We start from the raw sequence: 19,748 nt of genomic DNA, 5'->3' as shown, positions 1-19,748 counted from the left end.
CAGGCAACAGAAAACTAATAAATAAAATCACCTTCGCAGAAGGCAAAAAAATAAAAACATGGCATATTCAGAAAAAGTAATTGACCATTACAATAACCCACGTAACGTAGGTACTTTAAATAAAGACAGTAAATTTGTAGGAACAGGCTTGGTTGGCGCACCTGAGTGTGGCGACGTAATGCGTTTGCAAATTGAAGTTGGCGAAGATAACGTAATTACTGATGCTAAATTTAAAACATTTGGTTGCGGTTCGGCAATTGCATCTTCATCTTTAGCTACAGAATGGTTAAAAGGGAAAACAATTGATGAGGCTTTATCTATCGACAACATGGATATTGTTGAAGAATTGGCTTTACCACCGGTTAAAATTCACTGCTCGGTGTTGGCAGAAGATGCAATTAAATCAGCTATTAACGATTACCGCGTTAAAAATGGCTTAGAGGCAATTGTATTAGAGAAATCTCACCACTAGGAATTAGTAGCAAGACAGAAGTATCAAGCATCAAGTTTATATTTTTAAACTTTGATTTTCGATAGTCAGTCTTGATACTTGATACTAAATACTCGATACTATGATTACAATAACAGATAAAGCAAAAGAAAAAATCACCCACTTAATGCAGGATTCAGAAATGGGTTCTGATTACTTTTTACGCGTTTCAGTAAAAGGTGGTGGTTGTTCTGGTTTATCATATAATTTAGATTTTGATAACGAAGAACAAAAAGGTGATCAGTTTTTTGAAGATAGAGGAATTAAAATCGCTTTAGATATGAAATCATTCCTTTATTTAGCTGGTACAGAATTAGATTTTACTGACGGATTAAATGGTAAAGGTTTCAATTTTATCAACCCAAATGCTAGTCGCAGTTGCGGTTGCGGTGAAAGTTTTTCTGTTTAAAATTTTATATAAATTATTTAAAAAAGGCTTCGGAATTTCCGAAGCCTTTTTGCGTTTTAGGTTATTTTGATTTTCAACAGATATATTGAAATTTAAAATAATTGTTATAATCTAAATAGGAATGTCGTCATTGCGAGGCACGAAGCAATCTCTAGCTAAATCTGCGTTATTCATTTAAATTTGCTGGAAATTAACAACACTAATACTTCAATTTGTAATTTTAAACCAAAAAGCATTATTATTGTTAATTATAACGAACACCAAATAGAGAGCAATGCCATTAATTAACGAATTTTCTACCGTCCCTACCCTTTTGAGAAATGTTGTAAAAAACATTCACAAGCCTGAAGAAACTTTTTTGATTCACAAACAAGGTGCAGAATGGACAGAAATTTCATTTGAAGATACGCTTAAAAGAGCTGATGCCGTATCTGCTTACTTCCTGGAAAAAGGAATTAAAAAAGGCGATTGTTTGGGTTTAATGATAGAAAACTCTCCCGAATATGTGTATTACGACCAAGGAATACAGCAAATCGGGGCCATTAATGTATCTATATATCCAACTCTGTCAGAGCAGGAAGTAGCCTATATTATTAATGATTCCGGCATCAAATCGATACTTGTTGGCAATAACTTTTTATACAGAAAAGTTTTAAAAGTTGCAGGAAACTGTAAACAATTAAAATATATCATTCCAGCTTTTAAAGATTTTGAAAAGGTTACTATTCCGGCTGATGTAAATGTAGAGGTTATTGCATTTTCTGATATACTTACGCTAAAACACCAAATTACTGCAGCAGAAAAAGCAGAAATAGAACAATGTAGAAAACAGGTTTTGCCCACAGATGTATCATCATTAATATATACTTCGGGTACAACAGGAACGCCAAAAGGCGTTATGTTAACGCATTACAATTTTGTAAAAAATGTTGAAGTTTGTTTACAGCAAATTCCGGTTATTGATAAAACTGAAACATTTTTATCTTTTTTACCTTTATCTCACGTTTTCGAACGCACAGCAACCTATCATGTATGTTGTACGCAAGGCTGTAAAATTGCATTTGCACAGAGTTTAGAACTGCTAGCAAAAAATATGGGTGAGGTTCGCCCTACAGTGATGAGTTGCGTACCAAGACTATTAGAGCGTATACACGATAAAGCCATAAAATCCGGAACATCAGCAGGCGGAACAAAAGCAAAGATTTTTACCTGGGCTTTAGAAACCGGCAAAAACTATCGCGTTGAGAAAGAAGCTGGAAAAAATCCTGGATTAATATTATCAACAAAAAAAGCTATTGCAGAAAAACTTGTTTTTAGTAAAATTAAAGAGAAAACCGGTGGAAGATTAAAATTTATGATTTCTGGCGGTGCTGCATTGCCTAAAAACGTTGGCGAATTTTTTGGCGATTTAGGCATCAAAATATTAGAAGGTTTTGGTTTAACAGAAACATCGCCGGTGATGTCTGTAACTGAATATCATCGTCAGGTTTATGGCACTGTTGGCCGTGTAATTCCGGGTATTGAAGTTGGAATTCAGGATGTTGATACAAAGAAAATCATTAACATTCAAACCCATAATACATTTAATGAAGATTTTGAATGTGAAGAAGGTGAAGTAATTGTTCGTGGCCATTGCGTTATGAAGGGTTATTTTAACAAACCAGCAGAAACTGCTGAAGCCATTGATAAAGACATGTGGTTTCATACCGGAGATATTGGCCGTTTTTACAAAGGTAATTTGCAAATTACCGACCGTTTAAAAAACATGATTGTAAATGCTTATGGCAAAAACGTTTATCCTACGCCGGTAGAGAATATCTATTTAAAAAGCCCAAAAATTGACCAGTTATTTTTAATTGGCGATAAGCGGGAATTTATCACGGCCATCATTATTCCTAACAGAGAAACCCTCGAAGAAACCTTTAAACTTAAACCTTCGTTTTTTGAAGATGCGAATCCGTTTATCCAGGAAAAAGAAATTATTGATTGGATGGAACAGGATATCAAAAAAATATCTAACGAATTAGCAAAATTTGAGCGAATTAAAAATTTTAAGATAAAACGTAATCCATTCAGTATTGATGAAGGAGAAATTACGCCTACAATGAAAGTTAAACGCCGGGTTGTTGAAAAGAAATATATTAATGTGATTGATGAAATGTACGAAGAGAACGTTGAAGCCGAATCATAATGAATATAGGTAAATAATAAAATCTTTTCAACATTTATCGAGCTTCATAATTCAAATATCCAGCTAATTCAACTCAATTCGAATTACAAATATTAATAATTATTAAAATTGCATAATCCCATAAAAATGGGTCGAAATTAAATCTATGGTAATAATTAACAGTTTTGAAGAGTACGAATCATTCCTTGGTAAAGAAATTGGTTCATCGGAATGGCATAAAATAGAACAAAAACAAGTTGATGATTTTGCAAATGCCACATTAGATTTTCAATGGATTCACACCGATCCGGAAAGGGCAAAAACTGAAAGTCCATTTGGTTCCACAATCGCTCATGGATATTTAACTTTATCGCTTATCCCGTATTTATGGAAACAAATAGCAGATATTCAAAATGTTAAAATGGAAGTGAATTATGGTATCGAGAAATTTAAATTTAACAGGCCTGTATTAGTAAATGATGAAGTGCAATTAAGAGCTAAACTAATCGCCATTTGCGATTTAAGAGGAATTACTAAGGTTGTTATCGAGGCCAATCTCGATATTAAAGGTCAGGCTAAAACAGCATACACCGGAAATGTAGTTTTTCTATATCATTTTAATTAATCAAAAATTATTAGTAGAACTCGTTTAAGGCTTAGCTAAATCATAATAATCTCCCAAGAGGATAATACAATTATTAAACATCTTGCAAAATTGTTACTTTTGCAAAAAATACCCGAAATGAGTATAGGATTATCAGAACAAGAAATATTACGACGCGAGTCGCTAAAACAATTACGCGAACTAGGTATTGAGCCTTATCCTGCAGAATCTTATGATATTAATGTAACTGCTGCAGATATTTTAAAGAATTACGAACTAGATAAAACTGCATACAAAACGGTAAGTTTAGCGGGCAGGATAATGGGCAGAAACATTATGGGCGCTGCTTCTTTCGCTGAAATTCAAGATTCAACAGGTCGTATCCAGGTTTATCTAAAAAGAGATGAACTATGCCCCGGAGAAGACAAAACTTTATACAATACAGTTTTTAAAAAACTTTTAGATATTGGCGATTTCATCGGTGTAAAAGGTTATGTTTTTACAACACAAACCGGAGAAATTTCAATCCACGTTACGGAGTTTAAGGTTCTATCAAAATCTTTGCGTCCTTTACCAATAGTTAAACGTGATGATGAAGGAAATGTATATGATGGATTTACCAATCCGGAGTTGCGCTACCGTATGCGTTATGTAGATTTAACAGTTAATCCAGATTACAAGCAAATTTTTATCAAACGCAGTAAAGTAATTAACAGTATGCGGAATTACTTTGACAACCAGGGTTGGATGGAAGTTGAAACTCCAATTCTTCAACCCATTCACGGCGGTGCTGCTGCTCGTCCTTTTGCTACGCATCACAATACTTTAGATATGCCACTTTATTTGCGTATTGCAAATGAGCTTTATTTAAAACGTTTAATTGTAGCAGGCTTTGATGGTGTATATGAATTCGGTAAAATGTTCCGTAATGAAGGAATGGATCGAACCCATAACCCGGAATATACATCGATGGAGATTTATGTAGCCTACAAAGATTATATCTGGATGATGGCGATGGTTGAAGAGTGTTTAGAAAAAGTAGCTATCGCGACAAATGGTTCTGCAAAAGTTAAAGTTGGCGATAACGAAATCAACTTCGAAGGCCCATACGAAAAATTAACCATGTACGAATCAATCCATAAGTTTACAGGCATTGATGTTTCGGCAATGAATGAAGAACAATTACTTCAAACCTGTAAAGATTTAGGTATTGAAACTGATTCTACAATGGGAAGAGGTAAATTAGTTGATGAAATTTTTAGTGATAAAGTTGAAGCAAACTTAATTCAACCAACATTTATTACCGATTACCCAATTGAAATGACGCCGCTTGCTAAAAAACACCGTTCTGCAGAGGGTTTGGTTGAGCGTTTCGAGATATTTGTTAATGGTAAAGAAATTGGTAATGCGTATTCAGAGCTTAACGATCCGATTGACCAAAAAGAGCGTTTTGAAGATCAATTAACGCTAGCTGATCGTGGTGATGCTGAAGCTATGGCAATGGATGATGATTTTGTTCGGGCGCTCGAATATGGAATGCCACCAACATCGGGTTTGGGCTTCGGTATTGATCGTATTGTTATGTTAATGACAAACCAAAGCACTATTCAGGAAGTTTTATTTTTCCCGCAAATGCGACCTGAAAAAAAGAAAATAGAATTAAGTGCTGAAGAAACTGAATTATTTTCATTAGTAAAAGAGGGTGAAAATGCTCTTTTAACTGATGTAAAATCAAAACTTACAGATTGGAGCAACAAAAAATGGGATACAACTTTAAAATCACTTACGGCTAAAAATATCCTTAAAGTAACCAAAACTGATGATGGCTTGTTTTTATCTCATAGGTAATCAAACATTAAGGTTAACATAAAAATAACATAAACTTAAAAGGCTTGCTAACAATTGTTTAGCAAGCCTTTTCTATATTTACAGCAATCGAAAAAAAATATTGCCGTATGAATACCTCAAGTTTAGAAATTACAGAAAGAGAATATTGTATTAAATTGAGCAAAGAAGCTTTTGATTTATCTCTTGTTCATCAACTTATAAAAAGAATTCAGGCTGAAGCATTTTTCTTCAAAAGAGCAGAAGCCGAAGAAGATGATATTTTAAGTAAAAGAAATCAAAGAGAAGAGTTAGAAGGATTTGATTATTTAGGTGATAAATAATCAAACTCTAAACTTTTCACTTTGAACTTTTCACTTTAGACTTTACACTCTAAACTTTAATCAATATCCAAGGTTCCTTCAACCGAATCGTCCATCGTTTTACCAATAACTACAGATGCTGCCATTTTCAAAAATGCCACAGCAGATCCATGTTTGGTATCCCAATAATATCCCTCAGATGGAATTACTTTAATCAATGTAATATTCGGGTCTTCTTTTCCACCTTGAAACCAGGCTTTAATAAAAGGACTCCATAATTCATCAATTTTTGCCTGGTCTCTGCTAATTTCAGAAATCCCGTAAATGTTTACAAAGCCAGAATGTGCACCTGCCTGAAAAAGTAAATGCGTAAACGGATCAGCCGCAATTTCATCATTTTTGTGACTATCTTTCATGCTCATGAACCAAATATTACCTTCATCATCAACTTGTTGAATTGCCATTGGCCTAACAGATAATGGAACGCCGGTTTTAATATTAGTACAAAAAAAACAGCTCTCCGCCTTTTCAGCTAAATCGCGTAGTTTTTCAACCGCTTCCTTGCCGCCCAAATCCTGGATATTATTTTCTTCCTGAGTATTATTAGTACTTCCTTCTTGTGATGTTGCCATAGTTTTTATTTTTACTACATTAAAAAACGGCATTTAGTTTTATTTTTTTCTGAAAAGCAAAATCAGGGCTACGATTAATTTCAGTCCCGCTATCGCTACTATCTTATAAAACTTCTTTACTGCTATGTCCATACACACTACTGCATTTCTTAAAATACAGCTATCTTAATAATTTACTGCAATTTTTAAAAGTATAGCCGCTCTATCGGGTTTACAATTTTCGGTTAGTGCACCAAAAAAACAGAGCGAAAAAAAAGCCGCTTCATTTAAGAAACGGCTTCAGTAGTTTATCTGTATCTAACTTGTTGTTGCTTATCCATCATCCCCATCTGGTCTTTCATCTGCTTTATCTGGTCGGCAAGTAATTTATTTTTATCAGCTTTTTTAGCATCAGCTAAATACATTGTGGCTTCGCGTTTATTACGTTTTGCCATTGCAATTCCGGCTAAACTTAACTTAGCTAAAGCAACGTTATGGTCCATCTGCATGCCTAAACTTAGCGCTGCTTTAAAATACTTTTCCGATTTCATTGGAGCTGTTCTGCTTTCTATCAAACCAACAAGTAAATTATAATAACCGTGTTGAACTTTAATCAACTGACTTTCGTAATCGGTAATGCGATTTAAAAACTGTTGTGCTTTTGGCATATTATCTTTACGTAAAAACCATTGTGCTAAAAGCATATTTTCATTAAAGAAATAGGTTACTAAAACAATTATACCAAGCAATATTGCAATTATTCCCCAAGGCCAGTGGCCGAAAATAAATAAAGCAACTGCACCGCCTAGTAATGCAAACCCAACTATCAATCTAATAAAATTTGGCATAAAAGTTTATTCTTAATATTTTTCTGCAAATATCGTGTTTAAATAGCAGAATTTAGATTTTAAAATAATAATTTCAGTAAAAATTTACAAATACCTAAAACTATAATTATAAATGAAAATTTTCTTATCAATAACCCTTATTATCATCGCCATGAATGTTGCTGCACAAGAAGTAAATAAAAAAGTACACGATAAAATTCACAATAAAGATATTCTGTTAAATGCATGTAGCCGGCAAGGCTTAATTACTTTTCCTGAATTTAAAGAAATGTACGATCCTTTGTATGAAGCTTACATTCCTGATGCTGCTACAATGATTGAGTTAAAAAAACTTATCAAAAAAGAACATATAAAAATAATATTAGGAACTTGGTGCGGAGATAGTAAAGTTAACGTTCCAAACTTTTTTAAAGTGTTAGATGCGCTACAATTTAAAGAAAAGAACACCGAAATAATTGCTGTAGATGGCAGTAAGAAAGCTGAGAACGGTATTATTGATGGCTTGAACATAATTAATGTACCAACATTTATTGTTTTTGATAAGAAGGGAAATGAGTTGGGCAGAATAGTTGAACATCCTAAAACAACTTTAGAAGCGGATTTGTTAGCTATTTTTAAGAAGAAGAAATAATTAAACCCTCAACTTATATATATGTCTGCTGCTTTAGAACCTGGTTGGTTAGCTGTTTTAAATGATGAATTCGAAAAAGATTACATGATAAACCTGAAGGCTTTTTTACTAGAGGAAAAGCAAAATGGAAACAATGTATATCCTAAAGGATCAGATATTTTTAACGCCTTAAATACAACTCCTTTTGATAAAGTGAAGGTTGTAATCCTTGGTCAAGATCCATATCATGGAGTCGGACAAGCACATGGATTATCATTTTCTGTTCAGAAAGGTGTGGCCATTCCTCCTTCTTTAAAAAATATTTATAAGGAGCTCGAGACAGATATAGAAGGATTTAAAACGCCAATTCATGGCCATTTAACCAATTGGGCAGAGCAAGGGGTATTATTATTAAACGCTACACTTACCGTTAGAGCTTCTGAAGCAGGCTCTCACCAAAACCGGGGATGGGAAATTTTCACTGATGAAATTATAAAATCCTTATCCGACAGAAAAGAGCATATTGTATTTTTGCTGTGGGGAAAATATGCGCAACAAAAAGCAGCATTAATCGATCAAAAAAAGCATTATGTTTTAACAGCCGCTCACCCCTCGCCTTTCTCGGCTTACAATGGTTTTTTCGGCTCGAAACATTTCTCAAAAACAAATCAATTATTAGTACAGAATAATTTAACCCCAATAGATTGGAAGTTGCAAGCTTAATAAATGCATATTTTATCAGTGGATTAGGTGCAGATAGAAGAATATTTGATAAAATTAAGCTAGATAAAAGCATTAATATTATTCATTTAAACTGGATTGAGCCATTAAGTAAAGAATCCTTAACTGATTATGCAAAACGCTTAAGTAAGGTTATTGATCAAACGTCACCGTTTGTATTGATTGGCGTTTCTTTTGGAGGAATGCTTTCGACTGAAATAGCTAAAATATTTTCACCAAAAGCAACAATAGTTATATCTACAACAATATTAAGTAATCAATTACCAAGATTATATCGCTTCGTAGGTAAATTGAATGTTCTAAAATTTATTCCGGCGGGTATATTAAAATCTTCAAATAAACTAACGCAAAATTATTTCTTTGGAGTAAGCAATAAAGAAGAAAAATTACTTTTAACTAAAATTGTTAATGATACTGAATCTAAATTTTTAAAATGGGCTATTGGTAGTATCATTACTTGGAAAAATAATATAAAACCAAAAAACCTCTACCATATCCATGGCACTAATGATAGAATTTTATATTCAAAAAATGCTAAACCCGATTTCTTAATTAATGCCGGAACTCACTTTATGGTTTATCAGAAAGCCGATGAAATTTCAGCGATAATAAATCAAATTATTTTGAAGTAACTGACATGTTGGTATTCATCCCAAAAACATCTGGTTAAATTTAACTCAGGCATAAAATGTTAAAAATTAATATTCCAAGGGCACAATTGGTTCTTTTTTGGTTGTAGACATAATCATCATCGTTTGGAAAGTTTTTACAACCGAAATTTTACTGATCTTATCCATAATTAAGCGTTCATAAGCCTTAATATCTTTTACATATACCTTTAGTAAAAAATCTGCTTGCCCGGTAACGTGATGACATTCAGTGATTTCTTTAATTTGATTTACCTCATCCAAAAATATTTGAATGGTGTTATTTTTATGAAAATCTAACTGAATTTGAATGAAAGTTTTAATCCCTAAACCAAGCTTTTCTTCATCAACCAAAGCATGATAGCTTTTGATGAAGCCAGCCATTTCCAATTTACGTACCCTTTCTAATGTTGGTGCAGGAGAAAGTCCAATTTCTTGAGATAACAATAGATTTGTGATTCTACCATTCTCTTGTAAAATCTTTAGAATCCTAAAATCAATTTTGTCTAATTCTGATGCCATAAATGTTTAAGGTAATAACATCACAAACATAACCAAATTATATTCTAAATTTTAACATAATTAATCATATATATTTTAAATATTTTTTTTTAGATTTACCTAAAAATATAATTAGACAAACATAAATGCAAAGTTTTACTGAAGAAAATTACTTAAAAGTAATATATCATTTAGCTCAAAAAACAACAAATGTTCAAACGAATGCAATTGCAGAGCAAATTCAAACTAAACCAGCTTCGGTTACAGATATGCTCAAAAAGCTTGCAGAAAAAGAACTTGTAGATTATGTAAAATATCAAGGTGTAACTTTAACCGAAAAAGGCAAACAAGCTGCTGTAAATATTGTTAGGAAACACAGATTATGGGAAGTGTTTTTAGTAGATAAATTAAATTTCAAGTGGGACGAAGTTCATGATGTTGCCGAGGAACTGGAGCATATAAAATCTGTAGATTTAATTGAGCGCTTAGATGAATTTTTAGGTTTTCCAAAATCAGACCCACATGGCGATCCAATCCCCGATAAAAACGGAACTTTTGCTAAAACTCAATTTATAAAATTGATAGAGCTAAAAATTGGCGAATCTGGAACCATAACCGGTGTTAGTCAACATAGCTCTCCGTTTTTAAAATATTTAGAGAAATTGGGACTAACACTAGGGAAGCAAATACAAATTACTGATATAACAGATTTTGATGGTTCTGTCGAGATTTCGGTAAACGATAAACAAATTAATATTAGTAGAGAAGTAGCAAAACATATTCTAATTAGCAACAATGGCAAAATCTGAATCGCTTAGCGAGGTACATCAAAGTGTAGATACCAGTAAACGAAAGGGTTGGCGTCGGATATTGTCTTTTATCGGCCCGGCTTATTTAATTAGTGTAGGTTACATGGACCCCGGAAACTGGGCTACCGATTTAGCAGGTGGAAGTAAGTTCGGCTATCAGTTAATTTGGGTTTTATTAATGTCCAATTTAATTGCGCTATTACTCCAATCGCTTAGCGCAAGGTTAGGAATTGTTAGAGGTTTGGATTTAGCCCAGGCATCAAAACATGCTTATCCACGTTGGGCAAATATTCCACTTTTTATGCTTGCGCAAACGGCAATAGTTGCTTGTGATTTGGCAGAAATTATCGGAATGGCAATAGGTTTACAGCTACTTTTTGATTTGCCCTTAATTTGGGGAATTTCTATCACTATATTCGATACATTGTTATTACTTTTTTTGCTTAATAAGGGCATGCGAGCAATGGAAGGCTTTATCGTTTCGATGGTATTTATAGTTGGTATTTCTTTTTTAGTAGAAATGTTTATTGTTGAACCATCACTAAAAGAAGTTGCCAGAGGTTTTGAGCCGTCAGTTTTAGGAGGTGATGCACTTTACATCGCTATCGGAATAATTGGCGCTACAGTTATGCCACACAATCTTTATCTCCATTCATCACTTGTTCAAACCAGAAAAATTGAACGCACCAATAAAGGGATAAAAGAAGCGTTAAAATTTAATTTTATTGATACAACCGTTGCACTAAACCTTGCATTTTTTGTTAACGCGGCCATATTAATTCTAGCTGCAGCTGCATTTTATAAAAATGGTTTGCATGAAGTTGCCGAAATTCAGGACGCCCATAAATTATTATCCAACATTTTTGGCAATATAGCACCAACCTTATTTGCAATTGCTTTAATAGCTGCCGGCCAAAGTTCTACAGTAACCGGTACCTTAGCTGGGCAAATTGTAATGGAAGGGCACATAAATTTACGTATTCAGCCATGGTTAAGGAGATTGATAACAAGACTTTTAGCAATTGCACCAGCCTTTTTCACCATATTACATTACGGGGATGATGCTTTAGGAGGATTATTAGTATTGAGTCAGGTTGTGTTAAGCTTGCAATTGGGTTTTGCCATTATTCCTTTAATCCATTTTACATCAGATAAGAAGCTGATGAAAGATTTTGCCATTAAAACCTGGGTAAAAATTTTAGCATGGACCAGTGCTGCAGTAATTATAGCGTTAAACGTTAAGCTTGTTATCGAAGAAATAAGTGGATGGACAAAGGTTAATAACGAATGGTGGGTTTATGCAATAATTATACCTGCTGTAACCTTAACAGTTTTGCTGTTGTTGTATGTTTTCTTCCACCCTTTACTTGATAAGAAAAATCATGAAAAACAGATGGTTCCCCATGGCGAAGCCTTAGATATTGGTAAAATTGACAAAATAAGTTATCAAAGAATTGGTATTGCTGTAGATTTCTCTGCAAATGATAGAAACACGATTCGCCATGCATTAATTCAAGGCGGCAAAGATGCACAATACTACTTAATTCATGTTGTAGAAACTGCTGCAGCACGTTACCATGGAGATAAAGTAATGGATCATGAAACTAAAAGCGATGCAGAAAACCTGGAAAAGTATAAAATTAACCTTACAGATTTAGGCTACGATTCTACCACGTTTATAGGTTTTGGAGGCACAGCTAAGGCAATTGCTGATATCAGTAATAAAAATGATATTGATTTATTGGTTATGGGTGCTCACGGACATAAAGGCTTAAAAGATTTAATCTTTGGAACCACCGTAGATGCCGTAAGACACCGTGTAAATATACCGGTTTTGATTATCCGATAGATTTCATAATCTTTTTGATGCCACCATCACCGTCGCCAAAAACTAATAACTTGCCATTTGGTGCGTAGAGATACATTGCAGGGTATTTTGTAGGTAAAAATGTTGGTATAAAAATTCGATTTTTATCTTGTAATACCACAACGTTGGGCTTTAAATTTAAGCCTGGTGCATAGGTACCAAAAAATTTCTGAATAGAAATCGATTCATCTAAAGTTACCATGTAAATGTTAACATCTTTAAATTTATTATAGGCTTTGTTCAATTCAGTAGCTTCACGTTGGCAATGCTCGCAAGTACAATCAAACAGAATAAATAAAGATTTTTTCTTTTGATTTACATTTACGTTTGAGAAAGGTTTACCATCCAGCTTAAAAAATTTAAACTGTGGTAAATATGCTGGCTGCTGTGCATTTGCTCCAAATCCAAGCAAAATAAGTGCTACAAAAAGAATGTTTTTAAACTTCATACCTAATAAATATACTCAAACTTAATTTTTTATTTGCGAACAAAGCAATTATATTTTGAGTTTTACATTTGCAGAACATTACAATAATATAAAAGAAAATAATAGCACAAATTTTAAGATATTTGCATCCCGAGCATTATTCAGCTTATGCTTAATGATGATTTTAATAAAATACAATTTTGAAAAACGATATAAACATAAAAAATAAAAGAGCATATTTTGATTACAACATTATTGATAAATATGTTGCCGGCATTGCCCTTTTAGGTACAGAAATAAAAGCGATAAGACAAGGTAAAGCTAATATGACAGATGCTTTCTGCATGTTTATTGGCGGCAATTTATATGTTCGAAATTTGCATGTTTCGGAGTATAGCCACAGTTCATTTTATCATCATGATATAAAGAGAGATAGAGCCCTACTTCTGCAGAAAAAAGAAATAAGAAAATTAAAAGCCAAGGGCGAAGAAAAAGGTTACACCATTGTTCCTTTAAGGATTTTTGTAAATGAGAGGGGTTTTGCTAAAATCGAGATCGCTTTAGCTCAGGGTAAAAAAGAATTCGACAAAAGAGATAGTATTAAAGACCGCGATTCAAAGAGGGAAATGGACAGAGCAATGAAGGTATAGTTAGTTCACGTGTTCATTCATAATAGTTTAAGCTCAATATTTCAAAGAATTTAACCTTTATTTCTAAAACTTATGTCACCATTAAACTATTGAACCAATTACTAATGAACCAATGACTAATGAACTAATTTACCAAGCCTGGTCGCAAACCAACGGAACAAATCTAAAAGTATCGAGTACAATTTTTTCATAATCCGTTTCGCTCATTCTTAAAACTGTAACCATTTTTTGGCTATGCTCATCTCCTACTGGGATAACCAATATACCGCCAACTTTTAATTGCTTAAGCAGAATTTCTGGCACCAAAGGCGCTCCTGCTGTCACAATTATCTTATCATAAGGTGCTTCTTCGGCAATTCCTTTAGACCCATCGCCACAATAAAATTTCGGGCGATAGCCCATTCCTGGTAAAATTTGAATGGTTCGGTTGTAAATATTTTCCTGGCGTTCTATGGTAACCAAATTTGCACCAAGCTCTAATAAAATACAAGATTGATAACCAGAACCCGTACCAATTTCAAGCACTTTATCACCCTTTTTTATATGAAGTAATTCACTTTGGTAAGCTACGGTATAAGGTTGCGAAATGGTTTGTCCGTCGCCAATTGGGAAGGCGATATCTTTATATGCCTGATTCCAGAATGTTTCATCGAAGAAAAAATGACGTGGGACTTTACCAATTGCTTTAAGTACGTTTTCATCTTCAATTCCACGAGATTTTAGTAACTCAACTAACTTCTTTCTCGCACCCCTTTCTCGGTAATTATCAACAAATTTATAGGCCATGAAGTTTCAAAAGTAGCGTTTTTATGTTGGGATACGTTTTAATATTTCTAAACATTTTATAACTAACAGTAAATCAAAAGTTAATTTTTTAATGCGCTTAAATTATGTTAAATTACAATATAAAAGGGGTTAAATAATATTATTAGCGTGTTAATTGATAATTATTTTTACTTTTGAACTTACAATACGTACTAAGGAATCTATCTCTCTTCGATGAAAAAAAGACTATTAAGCATATTAATTTTATGCGCATCTTTTACTACTTACGCACAGACAAGTGCCGATTTTAATTATTCTCTTGCTGTAAGGGGCTATAGCTTAATGCAGTTACCTAAAATATTAAACCAAACCAATGCTCAGGATTATACAAAAATGGTTGGCAACGGTTTAATGTTAAAATTTAATGATAATCAAATCAGCTACAGAATTAGCGCTAATTATTTTAGAGATAAAGACGTAAGTTTTCAAAATACTTGTGAAACATGCGAAATCGCTAAAGGAAAAGTAACTGATTATTCATTTAAAATAGGTTTTGAAAAGAATTTCAATTACTCCAGAATTCAACCCTATTTTGCTTTTGATGTGGGGTACCGTTCAAATCGTTTTACAGGAATGTTAAGCCCGGCAAATTCAAATGTTGCTACGAGCAATCAATCAGCAGATGCAACGAAAAATGGACTAGTGATGAGCCCATCGCTGGGTATAAAAATTAACATTATACCTAACCTTGCCATTTTTGCAGAAAGCAGCTTGGATTTTAATTATTCTTACGAAAAGCAGGATATTACTCAAGCGAACCTAGCTGGCAGAACTATCAATACCTACAATAAATGGGAATTTCTATTAAATCCTGTTTCAGCTGGTATTCAATTTAACTTCAACAGCAAAAACTAATAAGGGTCTACATCTATTTGAGTGATTACACTCTTATAGTCTTTTGTAGCATTAAACTGGGTAAGAGTTTCTCTTAAAACCGCTTTGACTTTATTTATTGCAGTATTACGATCTGCTTTGATAATGATTTGCTTAATGTAGAGATTTCTTACCCGGCTTACCAAAGGTTGCTCCGGACCTAAAACACGTGGGCCGAATTTAGCTTTCAGCGTTTGTGCAAGCACAAAAGAAGCTTTATCTAAAACCATAGAATCTTTGTGCTTCACATAAAGGAAAATCATTCTTGAAAAAGGAGGATATAAGAATTTTTCACGTTCTACAATCTCATCATTATACATGCCTAAATAATCGTTTTCAACAACTTGCTTAATGATTCTGTTTTCCGCATCATAAGTTTGAATGCATACATTGCCCTGCTCTGCCCTTCTACCTGCTCTGCCGGCTACTTGTGCTAACAATTGAAAACTTCTTTCATAAGCCCTAAAATCAGGATAGCCAAGTAATGTATCAGCATTGATAACGCCTATTAAACTCAGATTATCAAAATCCAATCCTTTGGCAACCATTTGAGTACCAATTAAAATATCAGTTTTTTTATCCTGAAAATCGCTCAAAATTTGCTGCAAACCATTTTTGGTACGCGTTGTGTCCATATCCAGGCGGGCAATTGTAACTTCAGGATAGAGCAACTTTAATTCTTCTTCAATACGTTCTGTACCAAAACCTTTTTGCTCTACATGCACTGAACCGCATGCCGGACAAATATTAACGCTACTTTGCTGATAACCACAATAATGGCAATGCAACTTCCCACTACTTTTATGATAAGTTAAACTTACATCACAGTTAATACACTTTGGTGTGTAACCACAAGTTGCACAAATTAATATAGTTGCATAACCTCGTCTGTTTTGAAAAAGCACTATTTGTTCTTTCTTACTCAGTGCTAAGTCCATATCTTTTATAAGTACGCTGGAAAAATATGAAACCATTGTTTTTCTCTTCGTTTCCTCAGAAATGCTAACAACCTGTTGATTTGGAAGTTTTACACCACCAAAACGTTCATGCATTTCTACCAAACCATATTTTCCATTTAGCGCATTATAATAACTCTCTAAAGATGGTGTAGCAGAACCTAAAACCACTTTAGCACCGTGTAGATGGGCCAGATAAATTGCCGAATCTCGTGCCTGGTAACGTGGAGCTGGGTCGTATTGTTTGTAAGATGGTTCATGTTCTTCATCAACCACAATAAGTTTTAGACTTTGAAAAGGTAAAAACACGGCCGAACGAGCACCTAAAACAACTTTATATGCCCCATGCTTTACTTTATTCCAAATTTCTACTCTTTCATTATTATTAAATTTTGAGTGATAAACCCCAATTGAATTACCAAAATATTGTTTAATTCTTTCTACAATTTGTGTGGTAAGCGCAATTTCGGGCAAAAGAAATAAAACCTGATCGTTACTATTGTTAATGATATTCTCTATCAACTTTATGTAAACCTGGGTTTTACCTGATGCAGTAACGCCATGTAACAACACTACATCTTTTTCTTCAAAAGACTCAGTAATATTATTAAGAGCGGCTTGTTGACTTGCGTTTAAGTTAAAATTGATGCTAAAATCATCATCGTTGGAATTTAATCTGCTTACCGGTCTTTTTAAAACTGTAAAAATTTCTTTATCCGTAAGGGCTTTTAATGCTGCAGCACCACAATTGCTCTCCTCTATTAATTGTTCTTTAGCTATGGGTAAACCTGCTTTATTTAATTTTAGGTAGCCCAATAACGCGTCCAATTGCTTTGGCGCTCTTTCGAGCAATGCAAAAAGTTGTTTAAGGTTTTCCTCATCATTGTAAAAATCATTGAGGATAATGAATGATTTTAATAAAGGCTTGTATTTTTGAATTACCTCTTCGGCAACAAATATGAGTTCTTTTGCCAGCAGTTGATTGATTATGGGATAAACACTTTTTTGACCAAGCAATTTAGAAACATCATTAACCGTTAGTCTTTGTTGTTTTTTTAATGTTGAAATAATTATTGCTTCTTTTTCGTTTACAGATGTAGATTCATCATAATCATCCCTTAAAATTAAAATGGTTTCACTTGCCAACTTTAAACTCGCCGGCAAGGCAGCAGCCATTACATCACCTTCGTTACACATATAGTAATCTGTCATCCATTGCCAGAACTTCAATTGTAAAGGTGTTACAACCGGCTCAGCATCTACTACATCGATTATATATTTTGCTTCGTAAACTGCTGGAGGTGTATTGGTGATTTGGCTAATTAAAGCAGTGTAAATTTTATGCTTACCAAATTGAACAACCACTCTTTTACCAATTTCAATTTGTGCATTTAAATCGAATGGAATACGATAAGTATAATTTTTAGCTAAAGATAAAGGCAAAATCACTTCAACAAAAAGTGTTTCTCTTTCTGCAAAAATATCTGGTTCAAACACAGTCATTATTTATCTTTTATAGCGGCAAAGAATAACATTATCCAGCCTAATGCAAATAATAAACCCCCTATTGGTGTTATCGGACCAATAACATCAACAAAGGAGATATGCAGAATGCTTCTGGTTGCTAATAAATATAAAGATCCGGAGAAAAGGATAATACCAAAAGTAAAACAAAAATATGCAATGTTGATTAACTTGTTTCTATATCTTGCAAAAGTTGATAAATACAAAAGTGCAAAAGTGTGATAAAACTGATATTCAACACCTTTCTGCCAAATTTCTAACGAATATGCATCAACTACAGCCTTTAATCCATGGGCACCAAAAGCACCAAATAAAACAGCAATTAAGCCAAAAAAAGATGCAGTAAGAATGATACGTTTATTCATATAAATTAGCTTAAAAGGATTGCTAAATTAATAAAATGAGTAATAACTTAGTACAATTGGATGTAATAATTTAAATTTGTTGCACAAACACATGAAAAAAATCTTAGTTATTTTAATTATATTAGTTACAGGGGTTTCTTTTATGGCTTACCTGTATTTCTCTAAGTTAAATACAGAAAATAACGAAAAAGACCTTGCTCTACAATCTGCTACAAATAATGCAGCTTTAATATTCGCCTTTCAGAATGATAAAAGTTTTTATCAAATCATCGAAGGACAAAGCCTGATTCAGCAGGTGCTTGGAAATCAAAAAAGTAATTTACTTAAAGCGTTAAAATTATATTTTATTCAAGATGCCGCACTGAACAATTCAATTGCAAACCAAGAAATTTATTTAAGTATACTGCCTGATGAAGAAAAGGAACTCAATTTTTTGATAACTGTTCAATTGCAACCTGATAAAAAGGTGCAAAATATTTATACTATTTTAAAATCAAAATATTTAATTGATGACCAGGGTAATGATGTTTTTAAAATTAAACTAAACGATAGCCTTTCTATATTTTTTGGAACAAAGAATCAGGTTATTACTGCATCAACATCAAAAAAACTGGTTATTGATGCAGCAGTTCGATTAGCGGAAAACCCATTTACAGAATACATAAAGCAGAATAACACTTACAATAAAAATGTACTGGGGCAAATCTACATCAACTTTAATAAAACGCCATTGTTGCTTCAAAACATAATTGCCGGAAAATTAAATGGAGAGATTTCTATTTTTGACAAGCAGAATAGCTATGCTTCATTAAATTATAATTTTAGTAAAGAGAAAATCTTATTTAACGGTACAACCGAATTAAAATCAACGGATAACTATTTAAAATTATTCGAGAAAGTACCTAATCAAACCATTTACATCACTAACATACTTCCATCAAACACTGCTAATTACAATTTGTACGCCTTTGATAATTATGAGAATTGGAGAAAAAAGTTAATTACCTGGCAAACAAATTTTGATGATGAAAAAAAAGTTTCAAAAACGATTGACGAAGTTAAAAGTGACTACAGAGTAGATTTAAATTCAATCTTTAATACTTACACAAAAAACCAATTTATTTGCTTTCAGTTAAGCACAGCTGAAAAATTAGGCGCAATTTCTTTATCAAACGGAGAAAAAGTGAAGCAACTTTTATTGGATGTTAGCGCAGATTACAACGAAGAGATTAAAATATTTAAGCAATCTGATGTTTTATATGCTTTCTTCGGAACACCATTAAAAAAATTTGCCCGACCTTATTACACAATTATCGATAACAACCTTGTCTTTGCAAACAATGCAAGTACTGTACAAGCATTTTTAAACAGCTACAAAAACAATAAATTGTTAATTAATGAGGCTTCGTATTTAGATGCAATGAATTTAGTTTCCACCACCTCAAATCTGAGCTTTTTCATCAATACAAATAACTCAAAAGATATATTTAAAGAGAATGTTTTATCACCCTATTATAAGCACTTACGTGCAGATAGTGGTTTAAAAAGTTTTGATACATTTTACTACCAAATGAGTGCCGATGGAAACAAGTTTATAACTAACTTGTTATTAAACAAATATTTACAATCTGAAATACCAGACACATTACGCAACCGTTAATAAAGCATAGCCAA

The 19,748-nt window shown here is 33.2% G+C and carries 21 protein-coding genes; 14 read left to right on the top strand and 7 right to left on the bottom strand.

Features of this window, described 5'->3' with window-relative positions; translation table 11 throughout:
* Positions 1-58 precede the first annotated feature (58 nt).
* The 6 genes from iscU (at position 59) to LUA90_RS18120 (ending at position 5,841) form a co-directional block, all read left to right on the top strand.
* On the top strand, positions 59-472 hold the full coding sequence (iscU, locus tag LUA90_RS18145) for a Fe-S cluster assembly scaffold IscU (protein ID WP_025142622.1): 414 nt from the start codon (positions 59-61) through the stop codon (positions 470-472).
* A gap of 100 nt (positions 473-572) precedes the next feature.
* The gene (locus LUA90_RS18140) at positions 573-899 is read left to right on the top strand and encodes an iron-sulfur cluster assembly accessory protein (RefSeq protein ID WP_025142623.1); all 327 of its coding nucleotides are present in this window, start codon (positions 573-575) and stop codon (positions 897-899) included.
* A 274-nt stretch (positions 900-1,173) separates the two neighbouring features.
* Positions 1,174-3,090, top strand: coding sequence for a long-chain fatty acid--CoA ligase (locus LUA90_RS18135; protein ID WP_231491992.1), 1,917 nt, complete (start codon positions 1,174-1,176; stop codon positions 3,088-3,090).
* Positions 3,091-3,235: 145 nt separating this feature from the next.
* Complete coding sequence (locus LUA90_RS18130) at positions 3,236-3,694, top strand: MaoC family dehydratase (protein WP_231491991.1); 459 nt, start codon at positions 3,236-3,238, stop codon at positions 3,692-3,694.
* Positions 3,695-3,811: 117 nt separating this feature from the next.
* Complete coding sequence (lysS, locus tag LUA90_RS18125) at positions 3,812-5,521, top strand: lysine--tRNA ligase (RefSeq protein WP_231491989.1); 1,710 nt, start codon at positions 3,812-3,814, stop codon at positions 5,519-5,521.
* A gap of 107 nt (positions 5,522-5,628) precedes the next feature.
* Positions 5,629-5,841, top strand: a complete 213-nt coding sequence (locus LUA90_RS18120; protein ID WP_231491987.1) for a hypothetical protein — start codon at positions 5,629-5,631, stop codon at positions 5,839-5,841.
* 56 nt (positions 5,842-5,897) lie between these two features.
* Here LUA90_RS18120 and LUA90_RS18115 read toward each other — a convergent pair whose 3' ends face one another.
* Both LUA90_RS18115 and LUA90_RS18110 read right to left on the bottom strand, forming a co-directional pair.
* Positions 5,898-6,452 carry a pyridoxamine 5'-phosphate oxidase family protein gene (locus LUA90_RS18115; protein WP_231491986.1) on the bottom strand — a complete coding sequence of 185 codons (555 nt, stop codon included), beginning with the start codon at positions 6,450-6,452 and terminating at the stop codon, positions 5,898-5,900.
* Between the two features lie 287 nt (positions 6,453-6,739).
* Positions 6,740-7,279: a DUF2892 domain-containing protein gene (locus LUA90_RS18110; protein WP_231459871.1), complete on the bottom strand. Its 540-nt coding sequence runs from the start codon at positions 7,277-7,279 to the stop codon at positions 6,740-6,742.
* Between the two features lie 112 nt (positions 7,280-7,391).
* Between LUA90_RS18110 and LUA90_RS18105 the strand changes: the two genes are divergently transcribed.
* From LUA90_RS18105 to LUA90_RS18095, 3 genes are read left to right on the top strand one after another with little or no spacing between them, the layout of a single operon-like run.
* On the top strand, positions 7,392-7,910 hold the full coding sequence (locus LUA90_RS18105; RefSeq protein WP_231491985.1) for a thioredoxin family protein: 519 nt from the start codon (positions 7,392-7,394) through the stop codon (positions 7,908-7,910).
* A gap of 21 nt (positions 7,911-7,931) precedes the next feature.
* A complete protein-coding gene (gene ung, locus LUA90_RS18100; protein ID WP_231491984.1) occupies positions 7,932-8,612 on the top strand; it encodes a uracil-DNA glycosylase in 681 nt (226 codons plus the stop codon).
* Complete coding sequence (locus LUA90_RS18095) at positions 8,594-9,262, top strand: alpha/beta fold hydrolase (RefSeq protein WP_231491983.1); 669 nt, start codon at positions 8,594-8,596, stop codon at positions 9,260-9,262. Before ung ends, LUA90_RS18095 begins: the two co-directional genes overlap by 19 nt.
* 66 nt (positions 9,263-9,328) lie before the next feature.
* Here LUA90_RS18095 and LUA90_RS18090 read toward each other — a convergent pair whose 3' ends face one another.
* Positions 9,329-9,799 (bottom strand): Lrp/AsnC family transcriptional regulator, encoded by a 471-nt coding sequence (locus tag LUA90_RS18090; protein ID WP_231459874.1) that lies wholly within the window; start codon positions 9,797-9,799, stop codon positions 9,329-9,331.
* Between the two features lie 125 nt (positions 9,800-9,924).
* Between LUA90_RS18090 and LUA90_RS18085 the strand changes: the two genes are divergently transcribed.
* Positions 9,925-10,587: a metal-dependent transcriptional regulator gene (locus LUA90_RS18085; RefSeq protein WP_231491982.1), complete on the top strand. Its 663-nt coding sequence runs from the start codon at positions 9,925-9,927 to the stop codon at positions 10,585-10,587.
* Positions 10,574-12,436 carry an Nramp family divalent metal transporter gene (locus LUA90_RS18080; RefSeq protein ID WP_231491981.1) on the top strand — a complete coding sequence of 621 codons (1,863 nt, stop codon included), beginning with the start codon at positions 10,574-10,576 and terminating at the stop codon, positions 12,434-12,436. The genes LUA90_RS18085 and LUA90_RS18080 overlap by 14 nt, the downstream gene beginning before the upstream one ends.
* Here the strand turns inward: LUA90_RS18080 and LUA90_RS18075 are convergent.
* Positions 12,426-12,902 (bottom strand): redoxin domain-containing protein, encoded by a 477-nt coding sequence (locus LUA90_RS18075; RefSeq protein ID WP_231491980.1) that lies wholly within the window; start codon positions 12,900-12,902, stop codon positions 12,426-12,428. The genes LUA90_RS18080 and LUA90_RS18075 overlap by 11 nt on opposite strands.
* Positions 12,903-13,081: 179 nt before the next feature.
* On the opposite strand from LUA90_RS18075, the gene smpB reads away from it, so the two are divergent.
* Positions 13,082-13,531, top strand: coding sequence for an SsrA-binding protein SmpB (smpB, locus tag LUA90_RS18070; RefSeq protein WP_231459878.1), 450 nt, complete (start codon positions 13,082-13,084; stop codon positions 13,529-13,531).
* Between the two features lie 129 nt (positions 13,532-13,660).
* Here smpB and LUA90_RS18065 read toward each other — a convergent pair whose 3' ends face one another.
* The gene (locus LUA90_RS18065; RefSeq protein ID WP_231491978.1) at positions 13,661-14,317 is read right to left on the bottom strand and encodes a protein-L-isoaspartate(D-aspartate) O-methyltransferase; all 657 of its coding nucleotides are present in this window, start codon (positions 14,315-14,317) and stop codon (positions 13,661-13,663) included.
* Between the two features lie 213 nt (positions 14,318-14,530).
* Here LUA90_RS18065 and LUA90_RS18060 point away from each other — a divergent pair, with 213 nt between their 5' ends.
* Positions 14,531-15,211, top strand: coding sequence for a hypothetical protein (locus LUA90_RS18060; RefSeq protein ID WP_231459880.1), 681 nt, complete (start codon positions 14,531-14,533; stop codon positions 15,209-15,211).
* Here LUA90_RS18060 and priA read toward each other — a convergent pair.
* Both priA and LUA90_RS18050 read right to left on the bottom strand, forming a co-directional pair.
* Positions 15,208-17,688 (bottom strand): primosomal protein N', encoded by a 2,481-nt coding sequence (priA, locus tag LUA90_RS18055; protein ID WP_231491976.1) that lies wholly within the window; start codon positions 17,686-17,688, stop codon positions 15,208-15,210. The two genes, LUA90_RS18060 and priA, sit on opposite strands and share 4 nt — an antisense overlap.
* Complete coding sequence (locus tag LUA90_RS18050; protein ID WP_231459882.1) at positions 17,688-18,074, bottom strand: DUF423 domain-containing protein; 387 nt, start codon at positions 18,072-18,074, stop codon at positions 17,688-17,690. Before LUA90_RS18050 ends, priA begins: the two co-directional genes overlap by 1 nt.
* A 91-nt stretch (positions 18,075-18,165) precedes the next feature.
* Here LUA90_RS18050 and LUA90_RS18045 point away from each other — a divergent pair, with 91 nt between their 5' ends.
* Positions 18,166-19,734, top strand: coding sequence for a hypothetical protein (locus LUA90_RS18045; RefSeq protein WP_231491974.1), 1,569 nt, complete (start codon positions 18,166-18,168; stop codon positions 19,732-19,734).
* The last annotated feature ends 14 nt before the right edge of the window (positions 19,735-19,748 follow it).

Source organism: Pedobacter sp. Leaf170 (assembly GCF_920984665.1).
In the GTDB taxonomy this organism is placed as follows: domain Bacteria; phylum Bacteroidota; class Bacteroidia; order Sphingobacteriales; family Sphingobacteriaceae; genus Pedobacter.
The sequence above is the reverse complement of the archived record's forward strand: the minus strand, read 5'-3'. Positions and strand labels throughout refer to the sequence as shown.